This window comes from Serratia marcescens, from assembly GCF_029846115.1.
In the GTDB taxonomy this organism is placed as follows: Bacteria; Pseudomonadota; Gammaproteobacteria; order Enterobacterales; family Enterobacteriaceae; genus Serratia; species Serratia marcescens_L.
The window spans coordinates 2,427,298-2,443,325 of record NZ_JARVZZ010000001.1; the positions used below are offsets into that span (position 1 = coordinate 2,427,298).

General features: G+C 62.8%; 15 protein-coding genes. 10 read left to right on the forward strand and 5 right to left on the reverse strand.

What is annotated here, in order from left to right; all coding sequences use genetic code 11:
• The first annotated feature begins 28 nt into the window (after positions 1 to 28).
• Positions 29 to 658, forward strand: coding sequence for a LysE family translocator (locus QDT79_RS11430; RefSeq protein ID WP_048321374.1), 630 nt, complete (start codon positions 29 to 31; stop codon positions 656 to 658).
• Here the strand turns inward: QDT79_RS11430 and QDT79_RS11435 are convergent.
• Entirely contained in the window at positions 655 to 1,494 is an 840-nt protein-coding gene (locus tag QDT79_RS11435) for a helix-turn-helix transcriptional regulator (RefSeq protein ID WP_308316513.1), read from the reverse strand. The genes QDT79_RS11430 and QDT79_RS11435 overlap by 4 nt on opposite strands.
• 99 nt (positions 1,495 to 1,593) lie before the next feature.
• Here QDT79_RS11435 and QDT79_RS11440 point away from each other — a divergent pair, with 99 nt between their 5' ends.
• From QDT79_RS11440 to QDT79_RS11455, 4 genes are read left to right on the forward strand one after another with little or no spacing between them, the layout of a single operon-like run.
• On the forward strand, positions 1,594 to 3,018 hold the full coding sequence (locus tag QDT79_RS11440) for an MFS transporter (protein ID WP_308316514.1): 1,425 nt from the start codon (positions 1,594 to 1,596) through the stop codon (positions 3,016 to 3,018).
• 56 nt (positions 3,019 to 3,074) lie between these two features.
• Entirely contained in the window at positions 3,075 to 3,704 is a 630-nt protein-coding gene (locus QDT79_RS11445; RefSeq protein WP_308316515.1) for an FMN-binding negative transcriptional regulator, read from the forward strand.
• A gap of 38 nt (positions 3,705 to 3,742) precedes the next feature.
• On the forward strand, positions 3,743 to 4,702 hold the full coding sequence (ybiB, locus tag QDT79_RS11450; protein ID WP_149558805.1) for a DNA-binding protein YbiB: 960 nt from the start codon (positions 3,743 to 3,745) through the stop codon (positions 4,700 to 4,702).
• 46 nt (positions 4,703 to 4,748) lie between these two features.
• Positions 4,749 to 6,605 carry a M3 family metallopeptidase gene (locus QDT79_RS11455; protein ID WP_308316517.1) on the forward strand — a complete coding sequence of 619 codons (1,857 nt, stop codon included), beginning with the start codon at positions 4,749 to 4,751 and terminating at the stop codon, positions 6,603 to 6,605.
• Between the two features lie 63 nt (positions 6,606 to 6,668).
• Here QDT79_RS11455 and QDT79_RS11460 read toward each other — a convergent pair whose 3' ends face one another.
• The 3 genes from QDT79_RS11460 to QDT79_RS11470 form a co-directional block, all read right to left on the reverse strand.
• Positions 6,669 to 7,304: a carbonic anhydrase gene (locus tag QDT79_RS11460; RefSeq protein WP_004939270.1), complete on the reverse strand. Its 636-nt coding sequence runs from the start codon at positions 7,302 to 7,304 to the stop codon at positions 6,669 to 6,671.
• Positions 7,305 to 7,591: 287 nt separating this feature from the next.
• Positions 7,592 to 7,852, reverse strand: a complete 261-nt coding sequence (gene bhsA, locus QDT79_RS11465; RefSeq protein WP_063988808.1) for a multiple stress resistance protein BhsA — start codon at positions 7,850 to 7,852, stop codon at positions 7,592 to 7,594.
• Between the two features lie 167 nt (positions 7,853 to 8,019).
• A complete protein-coding gene (locus QDT79_RS11470; protein WP_197816393.1) occupies positions 8,020 to 8,649 on the reverse strand; it encodes a flavin reductase family protein in 630 nt (209 codons plus the stop codon).
• A 118-nt stretch (positions 8,650 to 8,767) separates the two neighbouring features.
• Here QDT79_RS11470 and rlmF point away from each other — a divergent pair, with 118 nt between their 5' ends.
• From rlmF to QDT79_RS11495, 5 genes are all read left to right on the forward strand, one after another.
• Complete coding sequence (gene rlmF / locus QDT79_RS11475; protein WP_308316518.1) at positions 8,768 to 9,733, forward strand: 23S rRNA (adenine(1618)-N(6))-methyltransferase RlmF; 966 nt, start codon at positions 8,768 to 8,770, stop codon at positions 9,731 to 9,733.
• A 295-nt stretch (positions 9,734 to 10,028) separates the two neighbouring features.
• The gene (locus QDT79_RS11480; RefSeq protein WP_063988810.1) at positions 10,029 to 11,333 is read left to right on the forward strand and encodes a methyl-accepting chemotaxis protein; all 1,305 of its coding nucleotides are present in this window, start codon (positions 10,029 to 10,031) and stop codon (positions 11,331 to 11,333) included.
• Between the two features lie 182 nt (positions 11,334 to 11,515).
• Positions 11,516 to 12,085, forward strand: a complete 570-nt coding sequence (locus QDT79_RS11485; RefSeq protein WP_063988811.1) for a TetR/AcrR family transcriptional regulator — start codon at positions 11,516 to 11,518, stop codon at positions 12,083 to 12,085.
• 11 nt (positions 12,086 to 12,096) lie between these two features.
• Entirely contained in the window at positions 12,097 to 12,735 is a 639-nt protein-coding gene (locus QDT79_RS11490) for a GNAT family N-acetyltransferase (RefSeq protein ID WP_107227408.1), read from the forward strand.
• Positions 12,723 to 13,727: an alpha/beta hydrolase family protein gene (locus QDT79_RS11495; protein WP_107227409.1), complete on the forward strand. Its 1,005-nt coding sequence runs from the start codon at positions 12,723 to 12,725 to the stop codon at positions 13,725 to 13,727. The genes QDT79_RS11490 and QDT79_RS11495 overlap by 13 nt, the downstream gene beginning before the upstream one ends.
• On the opposite strand, the gene ybiO is transcribed toward QDT79_RS11495, so the two are convergent.
• Positions 13,724 to 15,949, reverse strand: coding sequence for a mechanosensitive channel protein (gene ybiO / locus QDT79_RS11500; protein WP_063988814.1), 2,226 nt, complete (start codon positions 15,947 to 15,949; stop codon positions 13,724 to 13,726). The two genes, QDT79_RS11495 and ybiO, sit on opposite strands and share 4 nt — an antisense overlap.
• Between the last annotated feature and the right edge of the window lie 79 nt (positions 15,950 to 16,028).

Genomic DNA, 16,028 nt, shown 5'->3' on the forward strand with positions numbered 1-16,028 from the left:
TCCCGTCCATCTTCTTATCAGGTGATTCATGATTGATGCCGCAACGCTGTTGTTGTTTTCCGGTGCCTGCGTGGCGCTGGCGCTGACCCCCGGCCCGGATATGCTGCTGATCGCTTCGCGCAGCGTCAGCCAGGGGCGGCGCGCCGGTTTCGCTTCGCTGGCGGGCATTCAGCTCGGCACGTATTGCCACGCGTTGGCGGCGGCGCTGGGGTTGTCGCAACTGTTCGTCGCCGTGCCGCTGGCCTACGACGCGGTGAGAATGCTGGGCGCCGCCTATCTGCTCTATCTGGCGTGGAAAACGCTGCGATCCGGCAGCAGTTTGCAGGCTTCTGCCGGATTGCAGGCGGTGCCGACGGCGCGCATCTTCCGCCAGGGGCTGTTCACCAACATCCTCAACCCGAAAATGGCGCTGTTCGTGCTGGCGCTGTTCCCGCAGTTTATCGATCCGCGTTCAGGCTCGGTGGTGGTGCAGATGCTGGCGCTGGCGACGGTGCTGAATCTGGTGGGGTTGCTGATTAACGGCGGGGTGATCCTGGCGGTCAGCGGCATGAAAAGCCGCTTCGCCGGCCGCCGCTTCAGCGCCCGCTGGCCGAACTACCTGCTGAGCGGGGTGTTCGCCGGGCTGGCCTGCAAGCTCATTTTCGACAGCCGCCGCTAACCCTCGCGCAGCAGCGCTTCAAACGCCGCGCTGGCCGGTTCGTCCGGCAGCGCGCTGTACATCACCAGCCGCAGGTGATTCTCTTCGTCGACGATGAAAGAGGCGTGGTCAAAGGTGACCGGGCCGATTTCCGGGAGGGTGAAGCTGCGCCGCCCCTGGCAGCGCCCGTGGATATCGTGCTGCCGCCAGAGCCGGCGGAACGGCGGCGATAACCGCTCCAGCGCCTGTACCCGTTGGCGCATTACCTCATCCTCCGGCGCGCGGGCATAGTCGCGGCGGAAGCTGGCCAGGATTTGCGGTGCCTGCGCCTCCCACTCCAACAGGCGTTCATTGAGCTGCGGATCGGCAAACAGCATCCACAACATGTTGCGCTCTTCCGCCGGGCGTTCGCCGATGGCGAACAGTCGCTGCGCCGCCGGGTTCCAGGCGATGATGTCCCAACTCAGGTTCATGACGTAGGCCGGCCGCAGCACAAGGTCGTCCAGCAGCCGCCGCACCAGCGGCGAGACCTGGCACCACTGATGGCCGACCGGCACCGGCGGCCGCTGATGCGCCAATAAAAACAGGTGGTAGCGGCCGGCGGCGTCGAGCTGCAGCACCCGCGCCAGGTTTTCCAAAAATGCCACCGACGCATTGATTTCCCTGCCTTGTTCCAGCCAGGTGTACCAGGTGAGGCCGACGCCGGCCAGCGCCGCGACCTCCTCGCGCCGCAACCCCGGCGTGCGGCGGCGGCTGCCGCTCGGCAAACCGACCGCCTCCGGCGACAGCTGTTCTCGCTTTTGACGTAGAAAATCCGCCAGTTCGTGGCGGGTGCGCTCGAGGGTGCGTGGGGGCATGTCGGCCGTCCTGTTGCTGTCAGTAATAGTATAAATGGCTATATAGTAACAGTTTAAACCCTGTTCCATACTGCGACCATCATAATCTCTGGAGGTGGTATGGAATATTCATTATCTCGTGAGCGGCGAGCGCTGCCCGGCCTGCCGGTACTGCTGTTGGGCGGCTTCGTCACGGTGTTCGATCTGTTTGTGGTCAACGTGGCGGCGCCGGTGATCCAGCGGCAGTTCGCTGCCGATTTCGCCGGTGTCGGTCTGATCGTCGCCGGCTATGAGCTGGCGTTCGGGGTGCTGCTGATCGCCGGTGGGCGCCTGGGGGATCGCTTCGGGCGTCGGCGTCTGTTCAGCCTAGGCATGCTGGGATTCACGCTGAGCTCCCTGCTGTGCGGGTTGGCGGGATCGCTCAACCTGTTGATCGCCGCGCGTATCCTGCAGGGGGCGACGGCGGCGTTGCTGTTTCCGCAAATTTACGCCTTGATGCGGGTGCTGTATGCGCCGCAACAGCGGCGGCGCGCCTTCGCCTGGCTGGGCATGACGCTGGGGCTGGCGGCGATCTTCGGCCAGATCCTCGGCGGATTTATCATCGAGGCCAACCTGTTCGGCAGCGGCTGGCGCATGATATTTCTCATCAATTTGCCGATCGGTGCATTGGCGCTGTGGGCGGCGCGGCGCATTCCCGAATCGCGGGTGGCGCAGGCGCAGCGGCTGGACGGCGTTGGCCTGTGGCTGGCGGCGACCGGCCTGTCGCTGTTGCTGATGCCGCTGCTGGAGGGGCCGGCGCGCGGCTGGCCGTGGTGGATAGCGCCGATGCTGGCGTTGGCGATGGTGACGCTGTGGGGCTTCCTGCGTTGGGAGCGCCGTCTGGCGCGGCGCGGCGGTGATGCGGTGCTCGATCCGGCGCTGTTATGCCAGGCAGGCTTCACGCCGGGCATGGCGGTGGTGCTGGCGATTTATGCCACCGCCTCCTCGTTTTTCTTGTGCTTCGCGCTGCTGCTGCAGGCGGGGGCGGGGCTGACGCCTTTTCAAGCGGGCAGCCTGTTCGCCCCGGCCAGCGCGGCCTTTATGCTGGCGTCGATGCTCGCGCCTCGGCTGGCGCTGCGTTGGGGCAACGGCGTACTGAGCGTGGGCGTGGCGATTTACGCCGCCGGGTTGGCGCTGTTGATGGCCCAGGCGCTGTGGGGCGCGGCGCTGGCGCATCCGCTGCGGCTGCTGCCGGGGTTAGTGGTGCTGGGATTCGGCCAGGCGCTGAGCATGACGCCGCTGCTGAATCTGGTGCTCGGTTTGGCGCCGGAGCGGCAGGCGGGCATGGCGGCGGGCTTGGTCGCCACCGTGCAGCAGGTGGGAGGCGCGCTGGGCATCGTGGTCAGCGGCGTCGGCTTCGTGCCGCTGCTGGCGAACGGCGGCGCGGCGGAACGCTATGCGCAGGCCTTTGCCGGCGCCATGGTATTTAATCTGTTGGCGATGGGCATTGCCCTGATCTTGTTAAACCGGATCACGCGAAATAGTCAGAAAGCGGATCTTAAGTAGGCCGCCGGCGGGTGCTTTACTGTCGTCATCATGAGAGAGCGTAAGGAGCCACACTGATGTTTCAACCCGCCGCATTTCGCGAAGACGATCTGGATGCCCAACTGGCGCTGGTGCGCGCCCACCCGCTGGGGCTATTGGTCAGCCACGGCGAGCAGGGATTGACGGCCGATCCGCTGCCGTTTCTGGCCGATGTCGAACAGGGGCAGATCCGGCTGCGGGCGCACCTGTCGCGCGCCAACGAGCACTGGCGGCGGCTGCAGCACGCGGCGGAATGCCTGGTGATTTTTCAGGGTTTGGAAGGTTATGTGTCGCCCGGCTGGTACCCGAGCAAGCGCCAGACCGGCAAAGTGGTGCCGACCTGGAATTACAGCGTGGTGCAGCTGTATGGCGTGCCGACGGTGATGGACGACCCGGCCTGGCTGCGCCGCCAGCTGATCGACCTGACGGTACAACAGGAAGGGCGCCGCCCGGCGCCCTGGCGGCTCAACGACGCGCCGGCCAACTACATCGCCGCGCAGCTTAACGGCATCGTCGGTATCGAGATCGCCGTCACCCGGCGCGAAGGCAAATGGAAGATGAGCCAAAACCGCAGCGCCGACGATGTCGATGGGGTGATCGCCGGGCTGCGCGATGGCGATGAAACGCAGCGGCGGCTGGCGGCGGAGGTTGAGCGGCGGCGCGGATAGGGTATGCTAACCGAAGAGTGAGCAAGGGGAACCTTCGGATGGATTACACCAAAATTATCAAAGAAATAGGCCGCGGCAAAAATCATGCGCGCGACCTGGACCGGCAGACCGCTTTTGAGCTGTATCAGGCGATGCTGGCCGGGGCGGTCCCCGAGCTGGAGCTGGGCGGCATTCTGATCGCGCTGCGCATCAAGGGTGAGGCCGAAGAGGAGATGCTGGGCTTCTACCAGGCGATGCAGCAGCAGGTGTTGCCGCTGCAGGCGCCGCAGGGGCGGCCATTGCCGGTGGTGCTGCCGAGCTACAACGGCGCGCGCAAGCAGGCCAACCTGACGCCGCTGCTGGCGCTGCTGCTCGCGAAAGTGGGCCTGCCGGTGGTGGTGCACGGCGTGCTGGACGACAGTACCCGCGTGACCAGCGCCGAGATTTTCCGCGCCCTGGGGCTGCCGTGGTCGGAACAGGCCGTTCACGCCCAGCAGCGTCTCGATAACGGCGAGGCGGTATTCATGCCGGTTTCTGCGCTGTCGGCGCCGCTGGCGCGGCAGCTCGGGTTGCGTTGGCGCATGGGGGTGCGCAACAGCGCGCATACGCTGGCCAAGCTGGCGACGCCGTTCGGCGAACAGGATGCGCTGCGCCTCGCCAGCGTCTCACACCCGGAGTATGTCGGCCGGGTAGCGTCGTTTTTCCGCCAGATCGGCGCCCGCGGGCTGTTGATGCACGGCACCGAAGGCGAAGCCTACGCCAACCCGCTGCGCTGCCCGCAGATTCATTATATTGCCGGCGGCGAACAGCGCGTGTTGCTGGAGCGCACCTTGCAGGATGAAACGCCGACGTTGCCGGCGGCGAAAGACGCGGAAACTACCGCGCGCTGGACCGAGCGCTGCCTGGCGGGCGAGGTGGCGATCCCGCAGGCCATCCAGCGGCAGATCGCCTGTTGCCTGGTGGCCGCCGGCGAGAGCGAGACGCTGGAACAGGGGCTGCAGCGCCTGCATCAGGCCTGAGCGCGACTATACTGGGATATTTCCTCATCGGCTGAGAAGGACGGTTATGCAACAGGCTCTCGATTACTTCAATCAATTGAACCAGGATTACCTCGACGTACACCGCGCCAAAGAAGAGCTGTTCTGGCAAAACTACATGGGCACCGGCGGTGAAGACCTGTCGGCGCGCTTTTCCGCCGCGGAAAGCGCCTATAAGCGCTTTATCGCCGAACCGCGTCGTCTGGCGGAGATCCGCAATCTGCTGGCCGGATTGGAAGCGCTGCCGCAGGAGGCGCAGCGCGATGCGCTGATCCACGGCCTGCAAGGTTGGCTGCGTTTCTTCGACTGCAACGCCATCGAAGATCCGCAGGCGCAGGCGCTGTTGGATCAGATCATTCACGCCGAATCCGATCTCTACTCGCGCCGCAAGGGCTACCAGGTCACGCACCTGAACGCCGAGGGCCGGCGGGTGGCGGCCTCGCTCGGCGAGCTGTTGACCAACCAGGCGACCAACCCGAACGAAGACTACCGCCGCAGCTCGCAGCAGGCGCTGCGCGATCTGGAGCAATGGCTGCTGCATAACGGCCTGCCGGAGCTGATCGGCTTGCGCAACCGTTTTGCGCGCCAGATGGGCTATCGCAACTATTTCGACTACAAGGTGAACAAAACCGAGCGCATGACGCCGGAGCAGCTGTTCGCCATTCTGGATCGTTTCGAGCGGGAAACCCGCGAGGCCAACGCGCGCAGCCTGCAGCAGCTGGCGGCCGACAAGGGTAGCCAGGCGCTGGAGCCGTGGAACGTGCGCTTCGCCAGCGCCGGCGACGTCACCCGCCAACTGGATCCTTACTTCCCGTTCTCTCGTTCGCTGGAACGCTGGATCGACAGCTTCAAACGTCTGCACATTGGCTTTGGCGGCGCCGAGATGAACCTCGATCTGTTGGTGCGCAAAGGCAAATATGAGAACGGCTTTATGCACGGCCCGATACCGCCGTTTGTGCGCCAGGGGGAATGGGTGCCGGCGCGCATCAACTTCACCAGCCTGGCGCAGCCGGAGCAGGTGGGCAGCGGCGCTTACGGGCTCAACACCCTGTTCCACGAAGGCGGCCACGCGGCGCATTTCGCCAACATTCGCCAGAATGCGCCGTGCTTCTCGCAGGAGTTCCCGCCGACCTCGATGGCCTATGCCGAAACCCAGTCGATGTTCTGCGACAGCCTGCTGGACGACGCCGACTGGCTGAAACGCTATGCGAAAAACGCCGCCGGTGAAGCGGTGCCCGATGCGCTGATCGAAGCCGGCATCGCGGCGCGCCAGCCGATGCGCGCGTTCAACGAACGCCATATCCTGCTGGTGCCGTACTTCGAGTGGGCGCTGTATCAGTGGGATGACGAGCAGCGCACGCCGGAAGCCATCACCGCGCTGGCGCGCGAGGTCGAGCAAAAGATCCTCGGCATCAGCGGCAGCCCGCGCCCGACGCTGGCGATCCCGCACCTGCTGTCGCTGGAGTCCGCCTGCTCTTACCAGGGCTATCTGCTGGCGATGATGGCGGTGGAACAAACCCGCCAGTTCTTCCTGCAGCGCGACGGTTACCTGACGGACAATCCGGCCATCGGCCCGGATCTGGCGCAACACTATTGGTTGCCGGGCAACAGCGTCAGCCATGACGACACGCTGCGCAGCCTGACCGGCGAAGGGTTCAACCCGGACTCTCTGGCGCAGGCCTGTAACCAGACGGTGGCACAGGCGTGGCATGAGGCGCAGCAGACGATGGCCGCCGCCGCCACGCGCCCGCAGCCGCCGGCGGATTTCGATTTGGAGGCGCACATTCGGGTGGTAGACGGCGAGACGGTATTGGCGGACAACGCCGACGGTGACGAACGGATGTGCCGCGACTTCGCCGCGGCGATAGAGGCGCGTTTGGTTTAAGGCTGACAATAAAATCCACGCGGCAGCGTGGATTTTATTTAAGGGTTAAAACCGGGCGTTATTTTATTCGAAATAGACGTCGGGATTATCGGCCAGGGACACGAAGCTCTTGGTGTTTCTATCCAGCGTACGAATCTCGCCGCTTTCGATGTCGTACACCCAGCCGTGCAGGCGCAGCCCGCTGTTACGCAGACCCACCGCAACAGAAGGGTGGGTTTTGATATTATTTAGCTGGGCGATAACGTTCTCTTCCACCATAGCGTTAACTTTGTCTGTTTCGCTATTCCAGGTTTTCTTCTCGACCACCGCTTTGGCCGCATCCGCGTAGTGCAGCCAGTGGGCTACCGCAGGCATAGGGTCGAGACATTGGCAGGACGCGATAGCCTTCATGGCGCCGCAGTTCGAGTGGCCACAAATCACGATATCAGTCACGCCCAGTGCCACCACCGCGTATTCGATCGTCGCAGAAACCCCACCCGGCTCCGGGCCAAAGGAAGGGACGATGTTACCGGCGTTGCGGATAACGAACAGTTGCCCAGGCTCTTGCTGAGTCACCAGCTCGGGCACCAGGCGGCTGTCAGAACAGGAGATAAACAGCGCTTTAGGATTTTGGCTGGAGGCCAGGCTGCGAAAGAGTTCCTTACGCTGCGGGAAAATCTCTTTCTGGAAACTGAGGAAACCTTCAATGATATGTTGCATACAACGCTCTCTGCATCTGTAGTCTGCGTAACATGATAATCATCCTCTCCCGTTAGTCCAGCAATGGGGTGGTAAAAAAATGTGTGCTCATCCCCCCTGCAAACCCCATTAAATACGGGGTTTATACCTATTTCCGGCAGCATTATCCGGTTCGTTTACGCGTGGGTTGCTGACAAAGCAGACGGTAAGAAACTCGCTGTCGTACCCATTCGGCGCTAATGCACTTGAACATAAAAAAAGCCCGCCGGGGTGATAGCCGGCGGGCTTTTTGACGTCTGGGGCGGTGATTATTTGTAGATAACCGCGGTGGCGTGCATCAGGTTGTTGCCGCTGGTGGAGGTGATGGTGAAGGCCTTGGCGCCTGCCGCGTCGGCTTTGGCGGCCAGCTGAGAGGTCAGGCTGCTCAGGTCGGTTGAGCCACTGGCGACGATCACGCCGGCTTTTTCGAATTGGGCGGCATCCTGGGCGCTAACGTGCTCAGCGGCGAAAGTGGTGAAAGAAACGGTGGCCAGGGCGATAGCAGCAGCAAAAGTTTTGATGGTTTTCATGTTCGTTATTCCTGTCAAAGTGAATTAGGGAGAAAGGGGGTTGCCTTTCGATGGGAAGATTATTGCGCAGTGACAGGCGGGATGAAATCGGAGAGTGTTGATGGTTTCTTTCAGATTTTTTGATTATTTATTCCCCCGTTCATCTTCTACCTAAACGGGGGAGACGATCAGCGCGTCGGGCGCGCCAGATCGAAACGGTGCTGTTCGGAAATGCCATAGTAGGCGGTCGGGCCGCCGGCACGCAGGATCGGTTCGGCGGCGGCGGTTTGGTAGACGCCGTGTTCGTCCAGCAGCGCCGGATCGAGGTGTACCGCCACCACCTCGCCCAATACCAGCCAGGTTTCCACCTGTTCCCCGGCGGCGGTTTGCAACTGAATGTACTGGGTCAGCCGGCATTCGAAGTTCACCGGGCTTTCGGCCACGCGCTCGGCTTTGACCCGGCGCCCGGGCAGCGGCGTGACGCCGGCGAAGGCAAACTCGTCCTCACCGCGCGGCAGGTTGATGGAACTGTTGTTCATCGCTTCCGCCAGCGGGCGCGTCGCGAGGTTCCAAACGAACTCGCCGGTTTCCACGATATTCGCCACGCTGTCTTTCCAGCCGGTGCTGGCGAAACCGATGATGGGTGGACGATAGTTGAAGCAGTTGAAAAAGCTGTAGGGCGCCAGATTGCGCAAGCCGGCGGCGCTGCGGGAAGAAATCCAGCCGATGGGGCGCGGGCCGACGATGGCGTTCAGCGGATCGTGCGGCAGGCCGTGGCCGGCGGCGGGTTCATAATAATAACGAGATTCACGGCTCATGGGGGACCCTGTGGCAATCGATGAAGCTTTCATTGTGCCGGGTTTCCCGCCGCTGCGCCATTCCGGGCCGGATGTGTTATCTTACGCGCCGGAAATACCTTCAAGAGAGCCCGTCACGGTGGAAAAAAAGAAAACCTTCCCGCAGCAGAAAAGCGGCCTGCATCCGCGTAACCGTCATCGTTCGCGCTACGACTTTCCGGCGCTGATCGCCAGTTGCCCGGCGCTGGCGCCGTTCGTGAAACCGAACGCCTGGGGCGATGTCTCGGTGGACTTCGCCGATCCGGCGGCGGTGAAAATGCTCAACCGTGCGTTGCTGCAACACTTTTACGGCATCGAACACTGGGATATTCCGGCGGACTACCTGTGCCCGCCGATCCCCGGCCGCGCCGACTATCTGCACCACCTGGCGGATCTGCTGGCGACCAGCAACGGCGGTGAGATCCCGCGCGGCAAGGGCGTGGCGATCCTCGACGTCGGCGTCGGCGCCAACTGCATCTATCCGATTGTCGGCCTGCGCGAATACGGCTGGCGTTTCACCGGGTCTGAAATCGATCCTGTGTCGCTCAACGCGGCCAAGATGATCGTCGAGATGAACCCGACGCTGCGCAACAGCGTGCGTCTGCGGCTGCAAAAACAGCCTGAGCTGATTTTTAGCGGCATCATCGGCGCGGCCGAGAAATTCGATGCCACCCTGTGCAATCCGCCGTTCCATTCGTCCGAGCAGGAAGCGCGCGCCAGCACCCGCCGCAAGCTGCATAAACTGGGCAAAGGGGAAGTGGCCGACAAGCCGGTGCAAAACTTCGGCGGCAAGAACAACGAGCTGTGGTGCGAAGGCGGCGAAGGAGCCTTCGTGCGCAAGATGGTGGAAGAGAGCGTCGGCAAGGCCAACAACTGCCTGTGGTTTACCTCGCTCATTTCGAAAAACACCACGCTGCCGGCCATCTACCATGCGTTGAACGTGGCGGGCGCGGCCGAGGTACGCACCATCGAGATGGCGCAAGGGCAGAAGATCAGCCGCTTCGTCGCCTGGACCTTCCACGACGCCGAGCAACAAGCCGCCTGGGCAGCCGAACGCTGGCGTTAATCTCCCCGGCGCCGGTTATCCTGCCGGCGCCGACAAAAATCCGCATTTTACCTTTCAATTTTCATCACTTACGTTATTCTCAATACGGGTTTAATAATAAAAATCTTAGGCTGTTGGTTTATTTAAATTCTAATAATTACTTTACTGAATAAATAAATTTAATCCGGTTAATAGCAATAACCAGAAGGAACGGCGCTGCCCGTTCCTTCCGCGATGGCACGTCTGCGTGTGGGCGCGGTATGTGGCCAGGCAAAAATAAGAAAAGCGCCATCATCTGCCACAAGGATTACACCTTATGCTGTTACGATTCAGTCAGTTAACTACCCACAAAGGCGCCGAGTTGAGCGCGATAGAACACGCCGTTCCCATGATCGTATTCTCGCCGGACGGCACGGTATTGCGCGCCAACGATCTTTTCCTCAGCACGCTGGGATTTCAACGCGATGACGTGATTGGCCGGCATCACCGTATTTTCTGCGATCCGAACTATGTCGCCAGCCCGCAGTACCGCAAACATTGGGAGACGCTGAATAAGGGCCAACCCATCACGGACACCATAAAACGCATCGCGAAAAACGGCGAGGCGCTATGGCTGCAGGGCACCTACGCGCCGGTGCTGAATAAACAGGGTAAGGTGGTGGAAATCGTCAAGATCGCCAGCGAAGTGACCGAGCGTGTGACCCAGGCGCAGGAACACCGCAGCCTGCTGGCGGCGCTGAATCGCTCGATGGCGATGATCGCTTTCTCGCCGCAGGGCACCATTGTCAGCGCCAACGACAATATGCTGGCGCTGATGGGCTATCGGCTGGAAGAGGCGTGCGGGCAGTCGCATGCGGTGCTGTGCCCGCCGGCGTTCGCCAATTCCGACGATTATCGGCGGCACTGGCAGCGCTTGGCGCGCGGCGAGTTCATTACCGGGCGTTTTGAGCGCCTCAACCGGCGCGGCGAACGGGTATGGCTGGAGGCCAGCTACAACCCGATCCTCGACAACGAAGGCCAGGTGGTGAAAGTGGTGAAGATTGCCCAGGACATCACCCGGCTGATGCAACAGCAGCAGCACGAAGAAGAGATGGTGCGTAACGCGCATCATCTGTCGCTCGATACCGATCGGCAGGCGGCGCAGGGCGCGATCATCGTGCAGCAGGCGGTGAAAGGCATGCAGCAGGTCGAAGCGGCGGCGCGCGAAACCTCGGACGTGGTCACCGAGCTCGGTAAGTGTTCTCAGCAGATCGGCACCATCGTCGAAGCCATTCGTAAAATCGCCTCCCAAACCAACCTGCTGGCGATTAACGCCTCCATCGAAGCCGCCCACGCCGGTGAGCACGGGCGCGGTTTTGCCGTGGTGGCCAATGAAGTGCGCACGCTGGCGGAACAGTCGCGCAAGGCGGCGACCGAGATCGAACGCATGACCAAGTCCATCCAGCAAGGCGTGGCGGCGGCGATTGCCGGCATGGCGACCTGCGTAGAGCAGGCCGGCGGCGGCGTGGCGCTGACCCACGATGCCGGGGAAGTGATCAATCAGGTCAACATCGGCATGCACGACGTCGTGAAACTGATGCAGGCGTTTACGTCGGTGAAGCAGGGCGACGCGCTGCACTGAGTTTTCATCGCGCCGCCCGCCGAAAATGAGGGCGGCGTTTTTATCTTCCCACCGATTCACACGCCGTTGAGCCGCGGTTCAATTTTACCGGCCTATGCTATCCTTAAATATGAACGAACGTTCATTCATTAATGTTTATTCGATGGCGCCAGGCGCCCCCTTCACCGTTTCGGGAGTTGCCGATGGGAAACCGAGAAAAGATTGTCGAGGCCGCGCTGCACAGCTTTACCCACAGGGGATTTCACCAGACCAGTATGCGGGATATCGCGCAGGCGGCGGGCGTCAGCGTCGGCAACCTCTATAACCACTTTACCGGCAAGGAGGCGTTGATCGGCGAAATTGCGCTGCTGGAAAACGGCGTATTCGCCGAGTTTGCCGCCGGGCTGCGGGCCGACAGAACGCGGCCGAAACAGGCGCTGTCGGCCTTTTTTACCGCCTATCACGCCTTTGTCGCCGAACCGGCCAATGTGCAGCTGTCGGCGGAGATCGTGGCGGAGGTGGCACGCAACCCGGCGTTGGCCGAGCCGTTCAGCGCCAACCAGCGGCAGCTGATTGAGGCGCTGGCGACGGTTATCGCCGAGGCGCAGCAAACCGGTGAGATCGCACCGGCGATAGCGCCGTTGCCGCTCGCGCAGCTGGTGCTGGACGTGATCGAAAGTCAGGCCTGGCGGCAGGCGATCTTTACGTCGCCTGCGCCGGAGGAGACCACGCCGGTGCGGCTGTTGGAACAGCTGCTCTACCGGCATCCCTAGTCGAGGTGGATATGCTGCACATTGAGCCGTACCGGGATGCTGACCGCCGGCAAACGGCGGCGCTGATCTACGCCGCGTTCTGCGACAAGTTTCAGCGCGCACGCCGTCTGAGCGCCCGCCTTCAGTGGCGTTTGTTCTATCGGCTATGGTGTTGGAAGCAAAGCGGCAGCCGGGAGCGCAGCTTTGTGGTGAAGCAGGATGAACAGGTGGTGGCGGCCTTTGCCCTCAATGCGGCCGCTGGCGAGAATAACGCCGGGCGGCGTCCGTGCACCTTGCCGATTTGGCGGCTGTGCCGCCGCTATGGCTGGCTGAACGTTTGGCGCATGTATCTGCAAATGGCGGTGTTGCAGCACACCCCGGCGGCCGATGAGCTGTATCTCTCCTACCTGGCGGTGGCCGAGAGTCAGCGTGGCAAAGGGGTGGGCAAGCGGCTGCTGCAGTGGATGAACGACTATGCTGCTGAACAAGGCGCGGGCCGGCGTCTGAGCCTGCACGTCAGCCGGCGCAACGTGGATGCGCAGCGCCTGTACCGGCGCTGCGGTTTTCAGGTGCGGCGCGAAGAGCATTACGCTTCGTTGGGATGGCTGTTCGGTCAGGCCGACTGGGTGTTGATGGAGAGACGCTGCGGGGAGGCGACGTGCGCAAAATAGGACTGTGCTGCGTGGCGCTGCTCCTGCTGGCGCTCGGGTGGGTCATTTACGTCAACGACTTTCGTTTTGTCACTGAACCGGTCACGGTGACCGCCGGCGGCAACCGGCTGACCGGCACGCTGGTGTTGCCGCAGCATGCGCCGATCAAGCCCGGCGTCGTGGTGTTCGTGCACGGCGATGGGCCGGCCAACGCCAGCCGCGACGAAGGCTATTACGGCATTTGGGAGGCGATGGCGCAGCAGGGCTACGCGGTTTTATCCTTCGATAAGCCGGGCGTTGGCGGCTCCGGCGGCAACTGGCTGCATCAGACCATGGCGGATCGCGCGCGGGAAACCGCTGATATCATCGACTGGGCACGGCGGGACGGGCGCTTTGATGCGCGCTGCGTGGGGCTGTGGGGCACCAGCCAGGCGGGATGGGTGATGCCGGAGGTGGCGCGTTTGCGCCCCGACATCGCCTTCACGCTGGCGCTGGCGCCGGCGATCAACTGGCTGCGGCAGGGGCGCTATAACACCCGGGCGGCGATGGCGGCGGCGGGGGACGATGAAGCGCAAATCCAGGCGCGCGAGGCGCATTGGCGCCATATCCAGACGCTGCTCGAGCAACCGGACGGCTACGCGCAGTACCGCCGCGAGTATGGCGCCGCCGCTGCATTGAGCGCCGACCGCTGGCGCTTTATCCGCGCTAACATGGCCAGCGACGCGACGGCGGGATTGCGGTATTTCACTACGCCGGTGCACCTGATCCTGGGCGGGCGCGACGTCAACGTGGACGCGGACGAAACCGAGCGCGTGTATCGGCAGACGATCCCGGCCTCGCTGCTGACGGTGACGCGCATCGATGAAGCCGATCATGTGATGATCAAACCGCTGTTCGCCCGCCATCCGTGGCTGATCAACGTGGTGGGTCTGTTTGCCCCGCGCTCGGTGCAATACGACGCCTACCGACAGGACGTGGCGGCCTTCCTGGCCGCTCAGCCCTGCGGGCGCTAACCGCCGGGAGCAGCGGGCGGCGCCTGTTCTTCGTGCAGCTGCGGCGCGCGGGAGATCTGCATCGCCTGCTGAGGCATGCCGATGCCGGCCCGATCGAAATGAATTTTCACCAGCCGATCGAGGGCGTACTGCACCACCCACTGTTTCAGCGCCTGCGTGCGCACCGTCACGCGGGTGGTGAACGAGCGGTCGCCCAGCGCCACCACGCCGTTGAAGACCGGCTCGCCAATCAGGAAATGCTTCACCTGTTCATCTTGCTTCAGCGCCGCGATGGCCTGATGCAGCACCTCATTGACCCGATCGATATCCTCGTCGCGGCTGACAGTATAGTTGGCGCGGTATACCCCGAATTCGCGCGCATAGTTGGCCAGCGTAGTGATCGAGGAGTACGGCACGATGTGGTAGACGCCGTAATCGTCGCGCAGGCCGATCGAGCGGATGGTCATGCGTTCCACGGTGCCGGTGATGCCGCTGACGGTGACGTATTCGCCGGTGTTCATGCCGTTTTCGAACTGGATGAACACGCCGGTGATCACGTCTTTCACCAGCGTCTGGGCGCCGAAGCTGATAGCCAGCCCCAGCGCGCCGGCGCCCGCCAGCAGCGGCGCGATGTTCAACCCCACCTGCGACAGCACGATCATCACGGTAATGGTGCTGATAACGATAGCCAGCACGTTGCGAAACAGCGTCAGCAGCGTGCGTTCGCGCGCGCTCGGCCGCACGCCATTGCTCAGTTCCAGCGCCAGGCGGTGCTCGATGATGCTGGCCATCAGCGTCCAACTGAAGACGGCGATCAGCAGGATCAGCAGGATATGCACCAGCCCGCCGAGCGTCCGCTGGCCATTTTCGCTGCCCGCCCACTGGTACAGATTAATCAGGTGCCAGGCGTCGAGCAGGAACAGCGTCACCGCCAGCACCACCATCACCCGCAGTATCTTCAACCCGTTGGGGATATAGGAGTTGATGCGCCGCTCGAGCATCGGATAGCGCAGATTGACGTCGGTTGGCAGCGAAATGCGGCGGAAAATCCAGCGGGTCAGCATGCCGGACAGCAGGGCGCCGACGCCGACCACCAGCAGGCTTTTCACCGTGGCGCTCATCATAAAGCGCAGGCTGTTGCCGATGTCGAACTGGGACAGCACGAACAACACCAGAAAATAGGCGATCGCCAGCAGATGCCAGATATGCCCCAGGCCGCGCAGGATCACGCTGAAAAACGCCATCGACCGCTCGGCCAGCAGATTGATTTGTTGCTGTATCGGCTTGCGGTTGTGCAGGATCAGCCAAATGGCGTACAGCGTCAGCGCCAGCATCACCACCAGGTTGACGGCGGCGGCGGCCGGGTAGCTTATTTGTACCGCCACCACAGGCACCACCACCATCAGGCCGTAGCCGATCAGCCCGCTGAGCCAGGCGAGGCGCGTGTTCCAGTAGCGCGCGCTCTGGTCGCTGAAGGGGAAGGGGCGCAGGTAGTCGAAGTTGGGGGCGAAAATCAGTCGCAGCACCGCTTTGAAAAACTCAATCACCGCGAAGGCGCTGAGAAACAGGGTCTGCAGCCGCAGAATGGTGGCGCTGTCGGCGTGGACGTGGCGGGCGAACAGGTTGCCAGCCGCCAGCGCCAGCAGCAGTACCAGCAGATCGACGGCGAAAGCGCCGAGAATGGCGGCGGGGCGTTTATACCACGGGCCGCGCTGCAGCCGGGCGTTGTGCCCCCAACTGCCCATGCGTTTGTACAGCGGCGCGATCAGCCGCCGGATCAGGTGGAACAGCGCAAAGGTGACCGCCACCGTCAGCAGAAAGTAGCCCAGCGCGCGGAAAAAGCCGGCGGGATTGAAAACGCGCTTCGGGCCGGAGTCGATCAGCTTTTGCAGCGCGCCGAGCTTCTGGTTAAAGGTGCCGATGCCTTCCTGCGCCAGCGAGTTCAGGCTGTCGCTCAGCGTGGCCGGCGTTGATTCCTCCGGCGTTGCCGGGGCGGCGGCGGGGGCGTCGCCGGCGGCCTGTTTCAGGTGGTTGATGAGTTCCGCGCGCGCTTGGTCGTCTTGCAGCAGATCGGCCAGCGCGGCATAGGCGGCCTTCTGCTGCTCGCTTTTGTCGGCGGGCGCCGGCGGCGCGTTTTGCGCCAGCGCCGGTGGTGCGAAGACGCCTAGGGTCAGCAACAGCAGCAGGGAAAGCAGGTGTTCTCGCAGATGAGAACCTCGTCGGGAGTATGCGTTTGGCGGCATTGTTCCTCTCTTTGGCGTTCTGTGATCGGCGGATGTCAGAGCAATACGATGAAAACAATGAATATAGTAGGAAAGGAAA